Origin of the sequence: Providencia rettgeri, from assembly GCF_001874625.1 — a bacterium.
GTDB classification, from domain to species: Bacteria; Pseudomonadota; Gammaproteobacteria; order Enterobacterales; family Enterobacteriaceae; genus Providencia; species Providencia huashanensis.
Window position 1 is genome coordinate 2,779,632 of the sequence record NZ_CP017671.1, and the last position, 20,658, is coordinate 2,800,289.

Annotated in this window: 16 protein-coding genes and 1 pseudogene; 4 read left to right on the top strand and 13 right to left on the bottom strand. The window is 39.5% G+C overall.

The genetic code is table 11. From position 1 onward, the window contains the following. Positions 1-165: 165 nt before the first annotated feature. The gene (locus tag RB151_RS12825) at positions 166-858 is read left to right on the top strand and encodes a helix-turn-helix domain-containing protein (RefSeq protein ID WP_071548168.1); all 693 of its coding nucleotides are present in this window, start codon (positions 166-168) and stop codon (positions 856-858) included. A 138-nt stretch (positions 859-996) separates the two neighbouring features. On the opposite strand, the gene tmaR is transcribed toward RB151_RS12825, so the two are convergent. Together tmaR and RB151_RS12835 are read right to left on the bottom strand one after the other, a co-directional pair. Continuing rightward, on the bottom strand, positions 997-1,329 hold the full coding sequence (gene tmaR, locus RB151_RS12830; protein ID WP_042843427.1) for a PTS system regulator TmaR: 333 nt from the start codon (positions 1,327-1,329) through the stop codon (positions 997-999). A 123-nt stretch (positions 1,330-1,452) separates the two neighbouring features. Next, positions 1,453-2,736: an MFS transporter gene (locus RB151_RS12835; protein WP_071548169.1), complete on the bottom strand. Its 1,284-nt coding sequence runs from the start codon at positions 2,734-2,736 to the stop codon at positions 1,453-1,455. A gap of 333 nt (positions 2,737-3,069) precedes the next feature. On the opposite strand from RB151_RS12835, the gene sbcB reads away from it, so the two are divergent. Beyond that, a complete protein-coding gene (sbcB, locus tag RB151_RS12840; protein WP_048607441.1) occupies positions 3,070-4,497 on the top strand; it encodes an exodeoxyribonuclease I in 1,428 nt (475 codons plus the stop codon). A 55-nt stretch (positions 4,498-4,552) separates the two neighbouring features. Here sbcB and dld read toward each other — a convergent pair whose 3' ends face one another. The 10 genes and pseudogenes from dld to yieE all read right to left on the bottom strand — a co-directional run bounded on the left by dld (position 4,553) and on the right by yieE (position 17,390). Further along, the gene (gene dld, locus RB151_RS12845) at positions 4,553-6,292 is read right to left on the bottom strand and encodes a D-lactate dehydrogenase (RefSeq protein ID WP_048607443.1); all 1,740 of its coding nucleotides are present in this window, start codon (positions 6,290-6,292) and stop codon (positions 4,553-4,555) included. Positions 6,293-6,455: 163 nt separating this feature from the next. Beyond that, positions 6,456-7,130, bottom strand: a complete 675-nt coding sequence (locus tag RB151_RS12850; protein ID WP_071548170.1) for a hypothetical protein — start codon at positions 7,128-7,130, stop codon at positions 6,456-6,458. A gap of 146 nt (positions 7,131-7,276) precedes the next feature. Then, positions 7,277-8,661, bottom strand: a pseudogene (locus RB151_RS12855) (APC family permease). Beyond that, positions 8,651-8,863: a hypothetical protein gene (locus tag RB151_RS12860; RefSeq protein ID WP_071548171.1), complete on the bottom strand. Its 213-nt coding sequence runs from the start codon at positions 8,861-8,863 to the stop codon at positions 8,651-8,653. Before RB151_RS12860 ends, RB151_RS12855 begins: the two are co-directional and overlap by 11 nt. Positions 8,864-9,223: 360 nt before the next feature. Continuing rightward, positions 9,224-11,206 (bottom strand): ligand-gated channel protein, encoded by a 1,983-nt coding sequence (locus RB151_RS12865; RefSeq protein WP_071548172.1) that lies wholly within the window; start codon positions 11,204-11,206, stop codon positions 9,224-9,226. A 261-nt stretch (positions 11,207-11,467) separates the two neighbouring features. After that, positions 11,468-12,256: an ABC transporter ATP-binding protein gene (locus RB151_RS12870; protein ID WP_094301210.1), complete on the bottom strand. Its 789-nt coding sequence runs from the start codon at positions 12,254-12,256 to the stop codon at positions 11,468-11,470. Then, positions 12,250-13,260: a FecCD family ABC transporter permease gene (locus RB151_RS12875; protein ID WP_370661204.1), complete on the bottom strand. Its 1,011-nt coding sequence runs from the start codon at positions 13,258-13,260 to the stop codon at positions 12,250-12,252. The genes RB151_RS12870 and RB151_RS12875 overlap by 7 nt, the downstream gene beginning before the upstream one ends. Positions 13,261-13,360: 100 nt before the next feature. Further along, positions 13,361-14,500 (bottom strand): ABC transporter substrate-binding protein, encoded by a 1,140-nt coding sequence (locus RB151_RS12880; protein WP_042843416.1) that lies wholly within the window; start codon positions 14,498-14,500, stop codon positions 13,361-13,363. A gap of 253 nt (positions 14,501-14,753) precedes the next feature. Then, on the bottom strand, positions 14,754-16,244 hold the full coding sequence (locus RB151_RS12885; RefSeq protein WP_071548173.1) for an amino acid permease: 1,491 nt from the start codon (positions 16,242-16,244) through the stop codon (positions 14,754-14,756). A 282-nt stretch (positions 16,245-16,526) separates the two neighbouring features. Beyond that, positions 16,527-17,390, bottom strand: a complete 864-nt coding sequence (yieE, locus tag RB151_RS12890) for a DNA-binding transcriptional regulator YeiE (RefSeq protein ID WP_042843414.1) — start codon at positions 17,388-17,390, stop codon at positions 16,527-16,529. A 193-nt stretch (positions 17,391-17,583) separates the two neighbouring features. Here yieE and RB151_RS12895 point away from each other — a divergent pair, with 193 nt between their 5' ends. Further along, positions 17,584-18,663 carry a YeiH family protein gene (locus tag RB151_RS12895; RefSeq protein WP_048607451.1) on the top strand — a complete coding sequence of 360 codons (1,080 nt, stop codon included), beginning with the start codon at positions 17,584-17,586 and terminating at the stop codon, positions 18,661-18,663. Positions 18,664-18,763: 100 nt separating this feature from the next. Continuing rightward, positions 18,764-19,609 carry a deoxyribonuclease IV gene (gene nfo / locus RB151_RS12900; protein WP_042843412.1) on the top strand — a complete coding sequence of 282 codons (846 nt, stop codon included), beginning with the start codon at positions 18,764-18,766 and terminating at the stop codon, positions 19,607-19,609. Between the two features lie 95 nt (positions 19,610-19,704). On the opposite strand, the gene fruK is transcribed toward nfo, so the two are convergent. Beyond that, positions 19,705-20,640: a 1-phosphofructokinase gene (gene fruK, locus RB151_RS12905; RefSeq protein ID WP_042844300.1), complete on the bottom strand. Its 936-nt coding sequence runs from the start codon at positions 20,638-20,640 to the stop codon at positions 19,705-19,707. Positions 20,641-20,658: the final 18 nt, after the last annotated feature.

The following is a 20,658-nucleotide window of genomic DNA, read 5'->3' on the forward strand; positions in this document are numbered from 1 at the left end:
ATACCTTATTCACAAATGGTGAACTTGAGTAATATCAAATACACTCATTATTTATGAGTAAAAATTAACTACTTCTTTAGTATTAGTATTCTATGCGTGATGGTTGTTAGCGGCTTAGGGCAACTCATGGTAAAATATGAGGACTTGTTAAACTGAGGTTTATCTATGTATTCTCTGCAAGGTGTTAATTCTGTTGATATAGCGGTGAGCATTTTAAATTATATTGCTCAAAATGGGGGCATTGCGCGCGCAGCTGATATATCAAAAGGCTGTGACATATCGAAAAGCCGTTTACATAAATACTTGGTTTCATTGTGTCGCACACAAATGTTATATCAAGACACACAAACAAGCCGGTATGGTTTAGGGCGTAACTTAACTTTTTTAGCTAATTTTGTTAAACCTGAGAGTTCTTATCTAGAAACCATCAATAAAAGCTTGATTCAATTTCGTGATGAGCAAAACGTTTCGACTGGTGTCGCCACACGTTTAGGAAAAGCACTCTCATTAGTGACGTACAACCGTAGCTTTAAAAATGTTGAGATTGATTTTTTACCCAACACCCCATTACCGATAGAAAAAAGCGCGGCAGGGCTGATTTACTCTGCGTTCGATAACCAATTTCAATCAAATTATTACTCCCCGCAAGAGTTGGAAAAAATCATCAAGCAAGGCTATGCCGTGCGCTATCAACCAACAGAGGGGATCCCTGGGGCGCAATCAATCGCATGCCCTGTCTTTAATAGTGAAGGTCAGTTGATTGCAGCTGCGGTAACGATGGGTTTTATCGATAAAAATGAAATGGAGCGATTAGCTCAAGAATTGATTAAACGAGTTAATACTTTGATTTTACAGTAGTTCAACGATAAATACTTGGGGCTACTTAGTTTTTGACTCGCCCCCATGCTAAAGTGACCATACTGTAACATATTATTTATATTCAATATGTTACTTTGATAAGCCGAGGTTGCCTCGGCTTATCACTTATAATATCACTTACTTAACATCAATCCTCGGTAACTCCCCCATCTCTTTTAGCTTTTTAGAGATTTCACGGCGTTCTTTGGAGAGCTCTGCATTTTTGATGATATAATCATCAACACGGTCATCATAGTCGCTACGCATATTTGCAATAATTGCTTGGATCTCTTCAATTGACATCCCAGGCTTAATATATTCGCTTAAGTTATCCAGTAACAAAACTCGTTTCTGGTTATCACGAATTTTTTTCTCATTGTCAGTAATTTCACGACGGATCTTGTTTTTACGACGAAACATACGCACAAATTCCAGTACATTTTGGAAAGACGGCTTGCTAGCGTTGTCCATGTTTAAAACCCTCTAGTCAATATTTAAAACCTATTATCTATTAACACAATACATTCTAATCCTACCGCGTTACAAGTACGTTTCGCATATTTATCTAATTATTCGTTCGAAAAGTACCTTGATTTATACTTTTAGCACTAAATTTTCTTCATCGCTTTTATCTTGGGCGTTTAATTGTTGCGCATTATCTATGGGTTGATCGCCAATATCGTCACTTCTAAGACAAAAAGCAGACAATATCGTTGTCACCACCACAAAAGCCCCCATCACAAGATAAGTATCCGCAAAGCCAATTTTGTCATAGCCCCATCCTGCTAATGGCGATAAAATGCTTGCAACAATCGAAGTTACACAACTGAACCCAACTAAATACAATGTTGATGATAAACGTTTATCAAAATGGCGGCTGTTATATTTAAAAATAGCGATTAACAAGATGGGAAGCTCAACCGCATGTAATAGCTTCATTGCTGATATCATGATTGGTCCGTCAACTAAGCCAGAACCTATGATCCGCAAAGCCATCACTGAACTCGCAAATAACAAGCCATTTTTAGCACCAATACGGTTAACAATAAATGGCGCTAAAAACATCCCCCCAGCCTCTAGGAAAACTTGCAACGAATTTAGATAACCGTACATCTCATTGCCAAATTGCTCATCTGGAAATTGATGGGCAAAATACACCATAAATTGCTGGTCATAAACACTATAAATACAGGTCCCCAAGACAAACAGTATCAATGCCCAAAAACGGGGTAAAGCCAATAATTGCAATGCGTCACCTACCGTTATTGCTGAAGGTTTCCCATGTTCAAGGCTATTATATGCATCCGCATTAGCTGTCTTTAAATTAAGTAATATGGCTAAAAATATTAACCCAGAAATGGTCGCCATAATGAAATTATAGTCAGGGTCAATATTAATATTACGCCCCGCAAAAAAGGTCGCAGCAGCCCACCCTAAAGACCCCCACATTCTTGCCTTACCGTATTCAAAATTTCGTAAGCGCCCCACTCTTTCAGTGTATGACTCAAGAACGCCGATCCCTGCATGGAATGTCATCCCAATAAATAGCCCGCCAAGAATACTACCAAACACTAGGTTCCATTTTAATAACGACCCAAAAACCATAAAAAATGGCCCAGAAGCGATTAATAATATAGCAATAAATAATAGTAGGTTTTTCCGTAGCCCTAGTTTGTCCTGTATAAAACCATATAAAGGTTGAGCGCAGAGAGCGACAAGCGAGATACAAGAAAAAATAAACCCCGTATCTGACCCCTCTAAGCCCACATATTTACGTAGCCATATTGCAACCACCGAAAATGTAGATGACCATGTAAAAAAGAAAAAAAACAATAATGCACTCAAAGAGGCATAATACTTTTTTGAGCCACTATTCATATCTAATCACCTATCAATAATTTTTATTGCCGCAATGTTAAGGTTAACATTTTCATGAAACTACAAAAAACCTTGCCATTTGTGATGTTACTCACTTTTGTTAACGTTAACAATAAATATTCGTGACTAAACTCACAATAAAAATAGAATGAAGTTCGAGTACTAAATAGCATTATCCCATTGTGGCATGACCTCATTGTCCCACACTAAATCAGGCGGTCTGAGTTTAGCTTTCACAGCAGATAAGGTATCATTAACTCACAAAGCATAGTGAATACCAACAAAATCATCACTATCAGAACCAACTTATAACCCATCAAAACGGTGAAAACGTTGCAAGATAATAAAAAACAGCCCACTTTTTTTATTCATGACTATGAAACCTTTGGTAAACGGCCTGCATTAGATAGGCCGGCCCAATTTGCGGGTGTTCGTACCGATTTAGAGTTTAATATCATTGAAGAACCTGAGGTTTTCTATTGTGCACCTGCTGATGACTATCTGCCACAACCAGAAGCCGTCATGATCACAGGTATCACGCCACAACTTGCATTATCCGAAGGGGTTAATGAAGCTGAATTTGCTAAGCGTATCCACCATGCTTTCAGTGTGCCGAATACCTGTATTATGGGCTATAACAATATTCGTTTCGATGATGAAGTGACTCGTAATATTTTCTACCGTAATTTTTATGACCCATACGCTTATAGTTGGCAGCAAGGAAACTCTCGCTGGGACTTACTTGATGCCTTGCGAGCTTGCTTTGCACTTCGCCCTGAAGGAATTGAATGGCCAGAAAATGAAGATGGCCTACCAAGCATGCGCTTGGAGCACCTAACCAAAGCCAATGGGGTTGCCCATGAAAATGCTCACGATGCGATGTCTGATGTACTGGCTACAATCAATATGGCCAAGTTATTGAAAGCCGCTCAGCCTCGGATGTTTGATTATTTTTATCAGATGAGAAACAAAAACAAAATAAGCCAACTAATTGATATTGTTGATATTGCCCCGCTTGTTCATGTTTCTGGAATGTTCGGTGCATTACGCTCTTATATAAGCCTAGTTGCTCCTCTCGCATGGCACCCAGACAACCGCAATGCCGTGATTATGTGTGACTTATCTGCGGATATCTCCCCATTACTCGAATTAGATGTGCAGCAATTACGTACCCGCCTGTATACGCCTAAGGCCGAACTTGCGGGAGCGTCTCCTGTCCCAGTCAAACTTGTGCATATTAATAAGTGCCCAATATTAGCACCAGAAAAAACGCTTCGACCCAATGATGCACTACGCACAGGGATAGACCGTGACCTCTGCATGCGTAATTTAGAAACCCTGCGTAAAAACCCTGATATTCGTAATAAACTAATAGAGCTATTTAGTGAGCCACAAATCTATGACGAAGTCACTGATGTCGATGCACAAATATATAATGGTTTCTTTAGCCCGTCGGACAGGTCAACCATGGATATTATTCGTGAAACACCTCCACAAAAATTACCTGCTTTAGATTTAAGTTTTCAAGATAAGCGAATGAAGGAATTATTTTTTCGTTATAAAGCACGTAATTTCCCAACGACCTTATCCTATGATGAGCAACAACGCTGGTTACAACATCGCAGAGATTACTTTAGTGAAGCACGCTTAACAGAATATATGCAACAAATACAGATGTTACTTGCTGAACATCAGCACGATGAAAAGCGTTGCCAGCAATTAAAAGCACTGGTGAATTATGCAATGGAGTTGGCTAGCTAAACTGTAAAAAAATGGGCAAAATCGTTGCCCATTTTTATTTTAGATTAATGTGGTTTTAATGTTCATTAGAATGGCTACAACCGCAATCCCCTTCCCAATTTTTCCGTTTCGTTGTTTTCCCTAAACCTGGGTTCATCGTATTCGTTGGGTCCGCTTGCTTATAGAATGATTTTAACTGTGGTGCCGCTTTATATAAGTGACCAACATTGTGTTCTGCTGGGTATTGCGCCCCTCGTTCATCTAATAGCGCTAACATTTTTTCTTTTAATTCTTTTGGGTCCACACCTTTTTTCAACACATAATCTTGGTGCATAACATGGCACATAAAATGACCACAATACAGTTTATGGACTAATAACTTTTCAATTTCCGGTGGTAACGTTTCAAACCAGTTTCTATCATTGCGTCGTAACGCAATATCTAACGGCAAAACATCTTCTACGTCTTTATTATGTACCGCATGGTATCGTACTGCTGACCCCGCAGCTGCAAAACGATGTAAGAAAGCTTTCGCACCTTCTTCTGGGGTACATTCAAAATAACCACCATCCGCGGTTGCGAAATATGACTTTAACCAAACTTTAGCTTCATCAATCCCATCACCTGCCATTTTTAGCATTAGATGATGTTCATAACGGTCACGAAACTCTTTCATTCGCGGCGGCAAATGGGATGGCCATAATTTACTCAGTACTTGCATAGTACGGTCAATTAAATTAGAGGGTAAAAATGGGACTTTATTTAATACCGCATCAATACGGCCTTTTATCGTGAAAAACATTGGCATTTTATCCGTGCCAAATTTATCTATCATTAAAAAGGTATCTTTACCGTAAATTTCTGCAATATCGAAACAACCACGGTGCATATATTCACCCGCTACGGGTAAATTTTTAAACTCACTTAAAATATAGCGACGAATATCTTCTAAAACATCGGGGTTATTTGAGCCAATATAAAATACTTGTGTTTTTTTATCCGCTGGAAAAGTATCCAAACGAACTGCAAATACTGCTAATTTACCGGCACAACCGGATGCTTCAAATAAACGGCGTTCATCAGCATTAAAGCGAGACGGCGTATCTGCATCAACATCACGAACACGCTGTGCATATTCATGATCAGAAGCTAGTTTTTCGCTAACATGGACATCTTCGCTGCTATAACCCCGGTTTTGTAAGTTAGTCAGTATTTCTTCTGGGGTATTCCCTAAATCAATACCTAAATGGTTCACAAGTTCCACTTTACCATCATCATTTACTCGGCCATACAACGCAAGCTCGGTATAAGCGGGGCCTCTACGCACTAAGGAGCCACCAGAACTATTACAAATCCCGCCCACAACAGATGCACCAATACAAGATGAGCCAATCAACGAATGTGGTTCACGCCCCAAGGGTTTAAGAATCTTCTCTAAGTCATATAACGTACTTCCCGGCATCGCAACCACTTGATTGAATTCAGGAAGGACTTGTATTTGGTTCAAACGTAGTGTACTGATGATCACAATATCGCGATCATAGTCATAACCGCTTGGTGTTGAGCCTTCTGTCAGCCCGGTATTTGCCGCCTGCATTAAAACAATTTTATCGGCTTCAACACACGCTTTAAATACATGCCATTGCTCAAGCAGTGTTGTAGGGAATACAACCGCTATTGCATCCCCAACGCCTGATCGAAAACCTTTGCGATAACGTTCTGTCTTATGAGGTTCTGTTAGAATGTTTTTCTTACCAACAATATTCCTGAGGGTGAGTAATAATCGTTGATTCTCAGGTTTTTTTACATCATTCATTTGTGTGCCTTCTTAATCGAATTCATGTTTATGATGATTTGTGAACTATTCATTGTAACAACAGTATCACATAATATTATGATGTTGATAGGCTACACGTTTTATCTTAAATAATTCTTAACAGGCAAAAAATACCTGAGCCTATTTACGCTATCACTGTATGTCAGTTCACATTTTTAGCTCCACGTTTTCTTTGATCTTCAAAATCAAAATGGTGTTTACCCAACTCTTTTAGTGCATTGATAAGGTAATCTTTCTCTTGGATCAGTTTTAATGGGATGATGACTTCATCATACTCTGCGGTATATTTACCTTTTTCAGTTTTAGGGGGGCAAAAAGCAAAGACTAAGCTAGTATCGTAGACTGCAACATAGTGCAAAGCATCCCAGTAAAGGCTCATATTTTGATTAAATTCATTAAATACAAAGCCTTCAGGGTAAAAAGTATAGTGATTAATATCCTCCTCTTTAATTAATCCTTTGCTAAGATACGATTCTTGTAATGATACAGCCCCCTTTAACCCAATTTTAAACGCTAATATAAACAACCCAAAAATAATAAATGTGATACCCACTGTTTGCATTACTGTGTGGTAATAAGGTATGTTTTTATGAAAATATTGCGGGTCATCAAACGTAAAGCGTATAAATGATGCTGCGATTAAAAATAACTCAATAAATACTACCCACCTAATAAGTTTAAACTTTCTTTTATAATTACGAATTAAGTTATTTTTAAAATCAGTTATCATTTCTTTATAACTTGAAGGGGTGTATTGAATATCAATTTTGTAAAAAGGCTGTTCTTGTGCAGTAACATCAAAATGGAAGGGATTCATAAATTCTCCTTAAAATTCTTATAGTTGAATTATGAGGAGTTGGGTATATCAGTCAATAAGAATATTCGCGATAACAAGTTACAACTTGCATACATTATTGAAACAAAAATAGCGCCAAAAGGCGCTATTCCATTAGTAGAAAATAACTAGATATCACTCATCTGCGGCATCGGTCTCTTAAACATGCGAGTCAGTATAGCCATATAAACTAAACCAACCGCTGTCCAAATCAATCCATAAACCATTGAATCTTCTTCAATATTTAACCATAAAACGCACACTGTTAGTGTACCTATAACAGGTAAAATTAAGTAATTCAAAATATTTTTGAAGCCTGTCATCCGACGTTCACGGATAAAGAATTGGCTAATCACAGAAATATTAACAAAGGTAAATGCTATTAATGCCCCGAAATTGATTAATGCGGTCGCAAAATCCATTTCAAACCAAATTGCCCCTAACGCTAAGAAACCGACCATCAATACGTTATATGCCGGTGTACGCCATGTTGGACTAACATAGCCAAAAACTTTTTCTGGGAATACCCCATCGCGGCCCATTACATACATTAAACGAGCACTACCTGCGTGGGCTGCCATTCCTGAAGCTAATACTGTCACGCATGAGAATACCAAAATAATTGACTGGAAGAATGCACCAGCAACAAAGCGCATAATATCTGGCTGAGTTTCATTGATATTCTTAAAGCGTGATACGTCTGGAAAATATTGTTGTAAGAAGAAGGAAACCGTAATAAAGATAACCCCCCAATAAGTGCCGTTAAGAAAATAGCACGAGGGATCACTTTACCTGCGTTTGGCGTTTCTTCTGACAATGAACTTAAACCGTCAAAGCCTAAGAATGAAAAACACAAAATGGTAGCCCCAGCTATCAATGGGATCATTTCAGTTTTTTCATTACCAAATGGGTTAAAGGTCCAAATTTCTCCCGACCCCTCGCCATTTGAAACACCGTGGATCACTAAGCCTGTAAACACGGCCATTACCCCAATTTGGATAATCGCAATGACTGTACTTAGGTTGGCGATTACGTTGATACCACGTAAGTTAGCCGCGGTCATTAAAATAACCAGCCCAACGACAAATATCGCTGGCTCCACATTGGGGAAAATGTCTTGCAAATAAATTTTAGCCAATAATATGTTAATCATTGGCATAAAAATGTAGGACAACAAAGATGTCCAGCCCACCAAGAAGCCGATATGCGGGCTCATTGATTTTTGAGCATAAGTATACGCTGAGCCAGCAGATGGGAAGCGTTTCACCAGCTTACCGTAGCTCAGAGCCGTAAACAGTATCGCCGCTAATGCAATAATGTATGAAGTTGGAACGTGTCCACCGGTCTTATCTGATACCATACCGAAAGTATCGAAGATGGTCATCGGTTGGATATAGGCGATACCTATCATGACCACTTGTACAAGCGTTAACGTTTTTGCAAGTTGTACGCGATTATTCGCACCGGTTTGGTTGTGACCAATGTCTAATGGAATTGGAGTATTATTTGACATTATCAAGCCCTCCCATAACTTTCGATTGCATACTACTTCGGCTTAATCGACAGTTACTGGGAAGACTTTGCATCTGCCTATAGGCAGAGAAAAACGAAGAAAGGAAGAAAGGCGTGTGAGCGAAGCCACCGAGAGCCCCGTAGTCATCGATACGGCAGCCGCCAGCGCCTGGCCCTGCTGCGAATGCGAAAAAGTAAGCCATAAAAGCATTCCTCAAATCGGTAGCGTAAAATGTTTGCTACACGTAAATATTAAAATTATCTCTCCGGCTCTATGTCCGGCCCCGCTAGAATGAACGTTCCTAAAAACAAAAAAACCGATGCTTCATTTGATTAAGCATCAGTTATTTTTTAGTTCGCGCATTTTGCACGCCATAACCACAAATAGCAAGTTAAATTGTTAACAAATCACCCTATTTTCGATGAGAAATTTTGATTATTTCTGACTTTTTGTCCTATCTGCTTATAACTTTTTTTTCTTATGGTTTTAATCAGGTTTTAATCAGCAAAAAACCCTTTGGTAGAAGCCAAAGGGTTTGGATTAATCGAGATTAATTATACGATTAGAAGTTGTAGTTGATACCGATATTGTAACGACGGCCTTCTAATTCAGCACCGTAAGTCGCATTATCGATTCGGCGATCTAATACGTTATAGACACCACCAACAATGTTCGCGTTCTTGTTAAGCTGATAACTCGCACCTAAATCAAATAAAGCATAAGATGCTGTACCACTTGACATTTTTTGTCCACGACCTTGGTATTCAGAGGTTTTACCACGGAAATTCATACGCGTCCATGTTTCTAAATCTTCAGTAGTTTGCCATGTCAATGTGGAGTTAGCCATATGTTTAGGCTGTTTATTTAATGGCTTACCTTTATTTACACCACTTTTTTGTTCAGTATCAGTATACGTGTAGTTAGCTGCAAAGCTTAAATCATCCACAATACGCCAGTTGAAGGTGAGTTCAACACCACGCATTCTTGCTTTATCAACGTTCGCTTTATCGCTGATGAAACGATACGGTTTGTTAGGCTTGTCACCTTCACCATCTTGAGCTACTGTACATGCTCTTACTGTACTACTATTTTCTTCACAACGCCTAATTTCAGTAATTTTATCTTTAAAGTCAGTGTTATAGATAGTTATCCCAGCAGTAATATTATCCTGATTGTTCCAAATAACACCTATTTCTTCAGTAATACTTTTCTCTGGTTTTAAATCAGGATTACCATAAATAACGGCATTTCCTGCACTACCGCCTGTTGCTTGTCCCCAGTTTGCGGACGATTCACGCAAGCTTGGTGCTTTATAACCTGTAGTTACTCCACCTTTAATTGTCCACTGTTCATCAGCATGCCACACACCATATAAACGTGGAGTCCAGTGTGAACCGTAGTTTTCGTCTTTATCCATACGAATACCACCGGTTAACGCAAAATCATTGGTCATTAACCATTCATCTTCTGCAAATAACGCCCAGCTATATCGTTCAAGCTTATTATACTGTTTAAATTTATTACCTTCGTCTTTCAACTTCTCTTTACGATATTGACCACCAAGGCTTAAACTATGATCACCCAATAAAAAGACACTTTGATTACGGAAAACAAGGTCTTCTGCCGTCATTTTACGGCCTGGGTTTTTTGTCTCATCGTATTGAACATAGGTATCTGTTGATGCAATATCATAAATACCCGTATGGGTTAATGCCATATGAGTCAACTCATATTTGCTAAAACCGCTACCGTCGCCTCTTTTGCTGGTATAACCCTCACGGTCATCACGATGTTGGTTATCACGTTTAAATTCTGCGTCGAAGGTATTTTTGTCATCTGGAGTCAACGATACCGTTGCTCCACCACTCGCCATGATTTGGCGATTAAAACCATTAATGATTTTATCTTCACCACGATGCGAATATTGGCCTTGTAGTTTCACACCAAGTAAACCATCAATTAATGGACCTGAGGTGTAAAAGCTGCCTTGCCCTGTATTACCTGAATTTTTGCGTTCAGTTAGTGTAGTATCCGCTCGTAAACTTGTGGTCCACTCTTGTTGAACACGGCGAGTGATAATATTAATTACCCCACCCATCGCATCCGAACCATACAACGATGACATTGGGCCACGTACTACTTCAATACGCTCAATGGCGGGTAATGGTGGTAACCAACCTTGTTCAATACCAGAACCATCACTATTTGGGCGAGTGCTGCGTGTATCAATACGTTTACCATCGATTAAAATCATGGTGTATTTAGCATCCATACCACGAATGCTAATATCAGAGCTACTGCCGCCACCGGTAACTAAAACACCCGGTACATCTTTTAAAGCGTCAGTCACATCACGGTAAGCTTTAGTTTCAAGTTGTTCGCGCGTTACTACTGAAATGGATGCTGGGGCATCTTCAATTTTTTGCTGATAACCTGATGCAGTCGTTACATAGATTTTATCTTTACTGTCATCAGCAAATGCAGGTGTCGCAGCGATAGCGGCAATTATGCTAATTGCAACTTTTCTTTTATTAAAAACAACCATTCCCAACTCTCCAAGAGATATTTTTTATATATGAATTGATTTGCTCACATTGATTGCATTAAATTTTAAAAACGCTTTTTATTATTTGGATATTTAAATACCCATAAGAAATTCATGGTAAAAAACCATTTATAAATCAATTAAATTTCCTGTGGGTAATTAATCTTAATATTTAATTCGTTTGTTTTTTTATATTGCCCCTTTTTCTTTATTAATGTGCTTGTCGCACGACGCCACAAGCACATCATTTATTGTGCGGTATTAACTTGCTAATTTATCAACTAGCCCATCAATTAACACTTGAGGTACCCCTTGCGAACACCTTTCAATACGCCCTCTTACACCGTAAACCTCTGCAAGGCTTTCAGGCGTGATAACCTCAGCAGGCTCTCCCTGTGCGATGAGTTTCCCTTGCTTAAGCATTAATACATGTTCCGCATGCCTTAACGCAATATTAATATCATGAACAACCACAACGGTAATTATATTTCGACGTTTAGTTTCCTTTGCCACTAAATCCATCACATGATATTGATAATTTAAATCTAAAGCGCTTAAAGGTTCGTCCAATAATAATAAATTTGGTTGACGAATTAATGATTGTGCCAAACCGACTAATTGTTTTTGGCCACCTGAAAGTTGATCTAAATAACTTAATGCCAAATGTTCAATACCAAGTTGGCGTAATAAATGCATGACTTCGTCTTTATTATTTTGATTACTCAAACCACCCGAGGCACGCTGAGCAACAATCACAGACTCTAAAACATATAAGTGAACCCCCGCAGGTAATGTTTGCGGTAAATACACCACATTTTGCGCACGTTGAGCAAAATTCTGCTGCGTGAGATCCAAGCCGTCCAATAATAACTGCCCCGTTGCCTTATTTAAGCCAGCTAAAGAGCGTAATAATGTTGATTTACCACTCCCATTTGGCCCAAGTAATACCGTGATCTTTCCTCGGGGTAAAATATCGGTCGATAAGTTTTCAATCACTGCACGTTTTGGGTAGCCTGCATTAAATTGGTTAATAATCAAACCACTCATGATACATTACCCCGATGACGTAAAATAATACTTAAGAAGAACGGAACACCCACTAACGATGTCACAATACCCACAGGAATAATCACACCTGGAATAATGTTCTTCGAGGCAATAGATGCCATCGATAAAATTAATGCTCCAATTAATGCACTTGCTGGCAGATAAAAGCGGTGATCTTCACCAAATATCAAACGGGCAATATGTGGTGCAACCAGCCCAATAAAGGCAATCGGCCCAACAAACGCAACCGCCAATGCAGACAAAATACTGATCCGCAATAACGTTGTCAGCCTTAGCCGCCGGACATCAATACCAAAGCTAATAGCCCTATCCTCACCGAGCCTTAAGGCCGTTAACTTCCATGAACTCATCATCGCAATTGGGAAAACTAAGGCGAAAACTAGCGCCATCACGCCCAGTTTTACCCATGTCGCTTTTGAAAGGCTCCCCATCGTCCAGAAAACAAGCCCTTGTAAGGTATCTTCCGTCGCAATAAATTGCATCATGGAAACCAATGCATTAAATGTAAATACCAAAGCTATACCAAATAAAACCACACCGGAAGTAGCAACTCGAGTCCAGCGGGTAACCGCATCTAGCATCAACGCTGCTAGTAGTGCAAAAATAAAGGCATTTGCCGATATTACCCATTGGTCAGGCACCCCTGGAATTGCGATACCTGAAACAATGGCTAGAGCAGCACCAAAAGCCGCCGCATTTGATACACCTAAAGTAAATGGGCTCGCCAGCGGGTTGTTTAAAATCGTTTGCATCTCTGCCCCAGCAAGCCCTAATGACATACCGATAACAACAGCCATCAATGCATATGGCAACCGAATATCCCAAACAATAACCCGAGTCCCTGCATCCACCGTTTCTGGTGTTACCAAGGTTTGCCACAATCGTTCAAGAGATAAGCCCGAAGGGCCCAACGTAAAATCAATAATTAAAGATAATAAAATTGCAGCAACAATAACCCCAATCCATGTTAGCCTACGGCGTAACATATTTTGATAATGCTGCTTCACACCATTATCAGCTTGTTTGATGGCTTGCTCTGCAGCTGCTATCGGTTCACTTGTAATACTCATTAATTCCCACCTACTCTCATTGCTTTTCGCTGACCCAATATACACCACTTGGTTCTACTGCGAGAAACTCACTGTGCAGCTGTTCAAGTGTTTTTTGCGGGTCTAAATCCGCAAATTGCTCAGGATAAAACCATTTAGCAAATACTTGTGTCGCAATCACATTGTATGGAGAGTTATAGTAGTTATGCCAGATAGCGTAATCTTGCTTATCTTTAATGGCTGATAATGAATTAATGCCTTTACGTTCTGTGACCCTTTTTAGACTTTCTTTCGCATCAATTAAAGTACCTTGAGCGCCTAATTGAACACCAACATCTTTGCTACCCGGTGCTTTGACACCAGATGCGATATAAATACTGGGGTCTGATGCAATGACCTTCTCAAGGTTCATTGTACCTAATGCGCCGGGCAATACCCCCTTAGCAATATTTTTCCCACCCGCTAAGTCAATAAAGTTCCCCATGTTACCGTCACCTGCAGTACCACAACAATCTTCAAAAGCACCGGCTCTTAATTCAATGAACACCGTCGGTTTTTTATCTTCCGGAACTTTAGCGGTAATATCGGTGACTAGCTTTTGGTTTTTTTCATAAAAATCGATATATTTATTGGCTACCTGTTCCCGATTTAACGCTTGACCAAGTAAACGCATACTCGGCAATGTATTTTTCAATGGGTTGTCACGGAAATCGACAAAAATGACAGGCACACCCGCTTTTTCTAACTGGTTCACTAATTCACTATTTTTGCCCGGACCATGCCCTGACAGACCAAAAATGGCGATATCGGGATTTAGTGTTAATACTTTTTCTGAACTGACACTATCGGCACTGGTATTACCAATTAGAGGAATATTATCAATTTCTGGAAATTTCGCTTTATAAACCGCATACGTTTGCGGGTCTAATTTACGCAAATCCCCTTGCCAGCCTACGATACGTTCAATGGGTTTATCACCTTCAAGGAGAGCTATAGCGCTAAATAAACGCCCTTCGCCAAGTAAAATACGATTAACATTATCAGGGACTTCAACAGTACGGCCTGCAACATCAGTTACAGTAGCGGCCCACGAGTTCAAACTTGCACTCACTAATAATGCTAAACTTATTCCTTTTACTACCGACCTAGCTACTGATTTCTTGGCTACCGACGACATAGTATTAAGCTCCACCATCAACCTCATTGACTGAATTTTTTATTGCGGTAACAATAAAGCAAATAAGAATACTTATCAATACGATTATTGAATCTAACATGACTTAACTCAATGAAATTATGTGAGCCATATCGAAAAGTTATGCATCTTGCCAAATTAACCTGCTAATTTGGCACTTCTAACATTTTATTCTGGCGTGATAAAAAAATAGCACCTCAATGGAGGTGCTATTTTAGTAAACAAGATACGAATTTTATTTATCTAAATTTTCTTTGTAACTTGGAAAGTTCATGTCTTTATAGCGAATAAATGTGGTTTTTCTGGCAATTTTATAACCAAACCATATGGCTAAAAATAGCGGAATTCCGATATAAGTCGCGGTTACCCCAACCCAATCAATCCTATCTTCTAAGAAGGCTTGATAGTTCTGACCTAACGTAATCGTTAAACATAAAATAAATGCAAAAATAGGGCCGACCGGGAAGAAGCCTGAGCGATATGGTAAATCGTTAAGATCTTTACCTTGTGCGATGTACCCTCTACGGAAACGATAATGGCTAATCGCAATTCCTAACCATGCAATAAAACCCGTCATTCCCGACGTATTCAATAACCATAAATAAACGGTTTGATTACCGAACATCGAACTTAAAAAGCATAGACCGGCAATAATTGTTGTAGCTAATAAAGCATAGCGTGGTACGCCACCTTTTGATAGGCGGGCAAAAATACGCGGAGCTTTACCTTCACGCGCTAAGGTATACAACATACGGGTGGATGCATACATCCCTGAGTTACCCGCCGATAAAACCGCGGTTAAAATGACGGCATTCATTACTGCCGCTGCGGAGAGTAAACCTGCATTTTCAAATACCAATGTAAATGGACTTACACTGATATCTTTAACGTCATTACGCAATAAATTAGGGTCGGTATAAGGAATGATCAAACTAATAATCAGAATTGCAAAAATGTAAAATAACAGAATACGCCAGAAAACCTTACGTACCGCTTTTGGAATATTTTTTGCCGGATCTTTTGATTCCCCTGCAGCAATACCGATTAGTTCAGTACCTTGGAAGGAGAAACCAACAATCATTGCAACACCAATCATCGCTGAAAAGCCACCAGCAAAAGGTGCATCACCGATTTCCCAATTATGCCATCCTGCATTTTCTGCACCATTCATGATGCCGAAAATCATTAACACGCCCACGACAATAAAAATAATGACGGTAGTGACTTTAATTAAGGAGAACCAATATTCAGCCTCACCAAACCCTTTAACTGAAATAAAGTTTAGCAAGAAAATAATAGCAAGGAATATTGCACTCCAAATCCAGCCGGGGGTATCTGGGAACCAATAAGTCATCACTAATTGCGCTGCTACAAGGTCAACCGCAATAGTGACCGCCCAGTTATACCAATAGTTCCAACCTAATGCGAAACCAAAGCCTTCATCAACATACTTAGCACCATAGGTCGCAAATGAACCTGAAACTGGCATATAAGCAGCTAACTCACCTAAGCTGGTCATTAAAAAATAAACCATTAAACCGATGATAGCGTATGAAAGAAGTGCCCCACCAGGACCTGCCTGTGCAACGGTTGCACCTGATGCGACAAATAAACCGGTACCGATTGAGCCCCCGATAGCAATCATCGCAAGGTGGCGTGCTTTTAATTCACGGCGTAGCTTTTGTGGGCCGCCTTGCGAGATAGTATTGGTATGTTGTTCTGACATTTGTTCCCTGTATTTTATTATTCAGCTAATATCGGAGGAATTCTAGCAAAATAGACTGCCAGAACTAAGCAACTCTTTGCTGTTATAAGATACCTTCATAATCCGTAGCAAATTATAAGTAAAACGCGTTATCGCAATCACAACACATTCATTGCAATCCTCTAAATATTTTGGCTTGTCGCTAGACGGCAAATGAGACTATCCAAGGAGCATACACCAGTATGTGACTTGGATAGTCGATTGCAGCCAACAACGCGACAAGTTAAAAGATGACGAGGATTTTTAATTACAGTAGGCTAGCAAATTAGTAATCGCGTTCGAAAGGTGCTTTTGACGATGGTAAATCAAATATAAGGTTCTTTCTAATTGCAGTTCTTCTATTTCTAATTCCACTAATGAACCATTTTCCAATTGTTCTTCAATAACACGCCTTGATAAACAACTGATCCCCATACCGAAACGAACAGCGTGTTTAATCGCTTCTGAATTTCCAAGCTCCATTAAAATATGAAACCCGGGAAGGTGAGCAAATAATAGTTGGTCAAGAACGTCTCTTGTCCCTGAGCCCCTTTCCCGCAAAATCCATGGAGCATCTTGTAAATCTTTTAGTGATACTTTTTTATTTGCTAGTGGGTTTTGTGGTGAAGCAAAAACAACCAATCCATCTTTTAACCACGGTTTAGAAATCAACTCAGGGCTATGGCAAACCCCCTCGATTAAACCGACATCGGCTCTAAACTCCATGACACCTTTGATAACTTCTTCTGTATTACTAATAAACAGTTCCAAAGGAATATCAGGGTGGTCATGACGATAACCCGCTAAAATTTCCGGTAGCATATAGTTGCCAATCGTCGTACTTGCTGCGAGACGCACGGCGCCCATCTCTTTCTTAAATAATTGCTCGACTTCTAACCCTTGTTCTAATAATGCTAATGCTTTAGGGTATAAAAGCCTTCCGTGCTCGTTTGTAACAAGTCGTTTACCCACGCGGTCAAATAGCTGAACACCTAATTGACCTTCTAAATCCGTTAGCGACGCACTTACTGCAGATTGAGAAAGTGCTAATAATTGAGATGCTTGCGTCGTGGAGCCACTTTTTAATACTTCCGTGAAGACCTCAAGTTGCCTAAGTGTAATTCGCATAAAGGTAAGCCCCAACGTGATTTTTAGTATTTGTAATAATATTGTTAATATTAATGATTTATTAGCAATATTCCAGAAGAAACTTATAATCAATTTTTTCGATAGATTATACACAAATAATGAATTTAAATTATTATTGATTTTATTATATGCTTATTACCAAATCTTATAAGCGGTAATGAAGAGCATTGTCATGAATAAAAGTGAAGCTAACAGCTTAGAGCAAAATAGCCTGCATCCTATTTTTAAATTAATACCTGGCATTATTTTAGCTGGTATTTTAACGGCTATCTCAATTTACCTCGGCGAACAGCCTTGGTTTATGGATATCGGTTTAGGTGCATTAACCCTTGCTATCTTATTAGGCATCGTTGTTGGTAATACTTTTTATCCTGTTGCGAGCAAATCTTGTGACAGTGGTATTAAATTTGCTAAGCACTATTTCCTTCGAGCGGGGATCATTCTGTACGGGTTCCGTCTTACTTTTCAGCAAATTACTGATGTAGGTGCAACAGGCGTCATCATTGATGCCTTAACATTAACATCGACATTCTTATTAGCTTATTGGCTGGGTAAAAAAGTATTCGGTCTTGATGAAGAAACAACATTGCTGATTGGTGCAGGAAGCAGTATTTGTGGTGCTGCAGCAGTCATGGCAACTGAACCGGTGGTAAAAGCCTCCGCAAGTAAAGTCGCGGTTGCCGTTTCAACTGTCGTCATATTCGGGACAATCTGTATATTTGTCTACCCTTGGATGTACCAATTAAATGCCCACTTTGGTTGGTTCCCTGCGACTGAAGAAACATTTGGTATTTATATTGGCTCAACGGTTCATGAAGTTGCACAAGTTGTTGCTGCTGGTCACACCATAGGTACTGACGCAGAAAATGCATCCGTGATCGCTAAAATGATCCGTGTCATGATGCTTGCACCGTTCTTAATTATTTTATCTGCCTTTTTGAGTCGAAAAGCAAGCCACAATCAAACGGCAAGCAACCAAAAAAGCAAAATTACTATTCCTTGGTTTGCTGTATTCTTTATCGTTGTAGCAGGTTTTAATTCATTACACTTATTGCCTAGTGTATTAGTTCAACAAATCATCGCATTAGATACTATTTTACTCGCAATGGCGATGGTCGCATTAGGCTTAACCACCCATGTTAGTGCCATTCGCCAAGCAGGTATTAAGCCGTTACTGATGGCATTGATTTTATTTGTTTGGTTAATTGTGGGTGGGTTATTAATTAATGTGATGATCCAAAATATCTTTTAACGATTTATATTCTTATTATTAGCCACCTTAACCGGTGGCTTTTTTGTTGATTTCATTTATTAGCTTATTAATGGCATACTCCCACAAAAAGGAGTCAAAAATGAAATATATTGGAGCACACGTCAGCGCATCTGGTGGCGTTGATCAGGCTGTTATTCGCGCCCATGAACTCGAAGCAACGGCTTTCGCGTTATTCACTAAAAACCAACGCCAGTGGAAAGCCGCACCACTAAGTGAAGAAGTGATCCGCAAGTTTAAAGATAACTGTACAAAATACGGTTATGGCAAACAGCAAATTCTCCCCCATGACAGTTACTTAATAAACTTAGGTCACCCAGAGTTTGAAGCTTTGGAAAAATCACGGGTTGCATTTATTGATGAAATGCAACGTTGTGAACAATTAGGCATCGGTTTACTTAACTTTCATCCAGGAAGCCACTTAAAAAAAATTGAGGTTGATGACTGCTTAGCTCGAATTGCCGAGTCGATTAATATTGCTCTTGCTGAAACAGAAGGTGTCACTGCTGTTATTGAAAATACGGCAGGGCAAGGTACTAACTTGGGGTTTGACTTCACTCACTTAGCTAAAATTATTGAAGGTGTAAAAGATAAAAGCCGTGTTGGCGTTTGTATTGACACTTGCCACGCGTTCGCAGCAGGTTACGATTTACGCACAATTGAAGATTGCGATAACACCTTTACACAATTTTCTGACATTGTCGGTTTTGAATTTCTGAAAGGAATGCACCTTAATGATGCAAAAAGCGAATTCGCCAGCCGTGTTGACCGCCATCATAGTTTAGGTGAGGGAAATATTGGCTTCACACCATTCACCTACATTATGCAAGATAAGCGTTTTGATGGTATCCCTTTGATTTTAGAAACGATCAACCCAGATATTTGGCCGCAAGAAATTGCATGGTTGAAATCTCAGCAACAAAACTAATACTTTATTGTTAAGCTCTAGGTTAGCCCTAGAGCTTGACTATAATATCGAAAACACCACATTGTTAATGCCGCGAACTGGCTATTTTTCACCAATTACAATGATTTCATCTCAATTTTAGCCATCATATCCGCTAATTTATTACGATTTTTTAGCCCAACATCGGGCTGAGAAACTGATAACGCGGAAATAGCCGTCGCCATACGTAATGTATGCTCACTCGACTCCCCATTGAGTAAACCATAAGCAAGCCCAGCAACCATTGAGTCCCCAGCCCCTACCGTACTTATCACATCACAATGAGGTGGTTTGGCCAACCAAGACCCTGAGGCATTTACCCACAAAGCCCCTTCTTCTCCTAATGAAATGACAACATGAGAAATGCCCTTATCACGTAATTCATGGGCTGCTGCAATAACATCTTTTAAATCAGGAAGTTTTCTACCAACCCAGCTCTCTAATTCATGTCTATTCGGTTTTACTAACCAAGGTGATGCTTTAAGACCGGCTTTCAAGGCCTCTCGGCTACTATCAAAAATAATACATGGACATAATTGCCGAAGTCTGGTCATCCAACGAGTAAATTCTTCAGGGTCAATACCATTTGGTAAACTGCCGCTAACGACAACCATATCAAAATGGCCTAGCCAATTTAATGACTCTGTAGAAAAGCGGTTCCAATCCTCTTTACTTACATCAAAACCTGAAAAATTAAAATCTGTTGATTCCCCATTATTTTCAGTAAGTTTTACATTAATACGTGTACGTCCCGGTACCATACTAAAGCGATTAGCCATCCCATTTTCACTGAAAAAATGTTGGAATTCTTCTTGGTTATCCTTCCCCATAAAACCACTAACTGTGATATCAATGCCTAAATCACGCAGCACTTTCGCTACGTTTACACCTTTACCACCCGCATTGAGGCTAGCGGTTTTGACTAAATTGACTTCACCAACTTCGATTGTAGAACACAGCCCTACAAGGTCGTAAGCAGGATTTAATGTAATTGTAGCAACCCGGCGAGTCATAACCACTAATCTCCCTTA

What these genes read in the sequence shown, in the direction of transcription:
- RB151_RS12850 (WP_071548170.1), bottom strand. Translation starts at nt 7,130, where the DNA reads ATGAATCCCTTCCATTTTGATGTTACTGCACAAGAACAGCCTTTTTAC.
- RB151_RS12880 (WP_042843416.1), bottom strand. Translation starts at nt 14,500, where the DNA reads ATGTCGTCGGTAGCCAAGAAATCAGTAGCTAGGTCGGTAGTAAAAGGA.
- RB151_RS12865 (WP_071548172.1), bottom strand. Translation starts at nt 11,206, where the DNA reads ATGGTTGTTTTTAATAAAAGAAAAGTTGCAATTAGCATAATTGCCGCT.
- RB151_RS12885 (WP_071548173.1), bottom strand. Translation starts at nt 16,244, where the DNA reads ATGTCAGAACAACATACCAATACTATCTCGCAAGGCGGCCCACAAAAG.
- fruK (WP_042844300.1), bottom strand. Translation starts at nt 20,640, where the DNA reads ATGACTCGCCGGGTTGCTACAATTACATTAAATCCTGCTTACGACCTT.
- tmaR (WP_042843427.1), bottom strand. Translation starts at nt 1,329, where the DNA reads ATGGACAACGCTAGCAAGCCGTCTTTCCAAAATGTACTGGAATTTGTG.
- RB151_RS12895 (WP_048607451.1), top strand. Translation starts at nt 17,584, where the DNA reads ATGAATAAAAGTGAAGCTAACAGCTTAGAGCAAAATAGCCTGCATCCT.
- RB151_RS12860 (WP_071548171.1), bottom strand. Translation starts at nt 8,863, where the DNA reads ATGGCTTACTTTTTCGCATTCGCAGCAGGGCCAGGCGCTGGCGGCTGC.
- RB151_RS12875 (WP_370661204.1), bottom strand. Translation starts at nt 13,260, where the DNA reads ATGTTACGCCGTAGGCTAACATGGATTGGGGTTATTGTTGCTGCAATT.
- dld (WP_048607443.1), bottom strand. Translation starts at nt 6,292, where the DNA reads ATGAATGATGTAAAAAAACCTGAGAATCAACGATTATTACTCACCCTC.
- nfo (WP_042843412.1), top strand. Translation starts at nt 18,764, where the DNA reads ATGAAATATATTGGAGCACACGTCAGCGCATCTGGTGGCGTTGATCAG.
- yieE (WP_042843414.1), bottom strand. Translation starts at nt 17,390, where the DNA reads ATGCGAATTACACTTAGGCAACTTGAGGTCTTCACGGAAGTATTAAAA.
- RB151_RS12835 (WP_071548169.1), bottom strand. Translation starts at nt 2,736, where the DNA reads ATGAATAGTGGCTCAAAAAAGTATTATGCCTCTTTGAGTGCATTATTG.
- RB151_RS12825 (WP_071548168.1), top strand. Translation starts at nt 166, where the DNA reads ATGTATTCTCTGCAAGGTGTTAATTCTGTTGATATAGCGGTGAGCATT.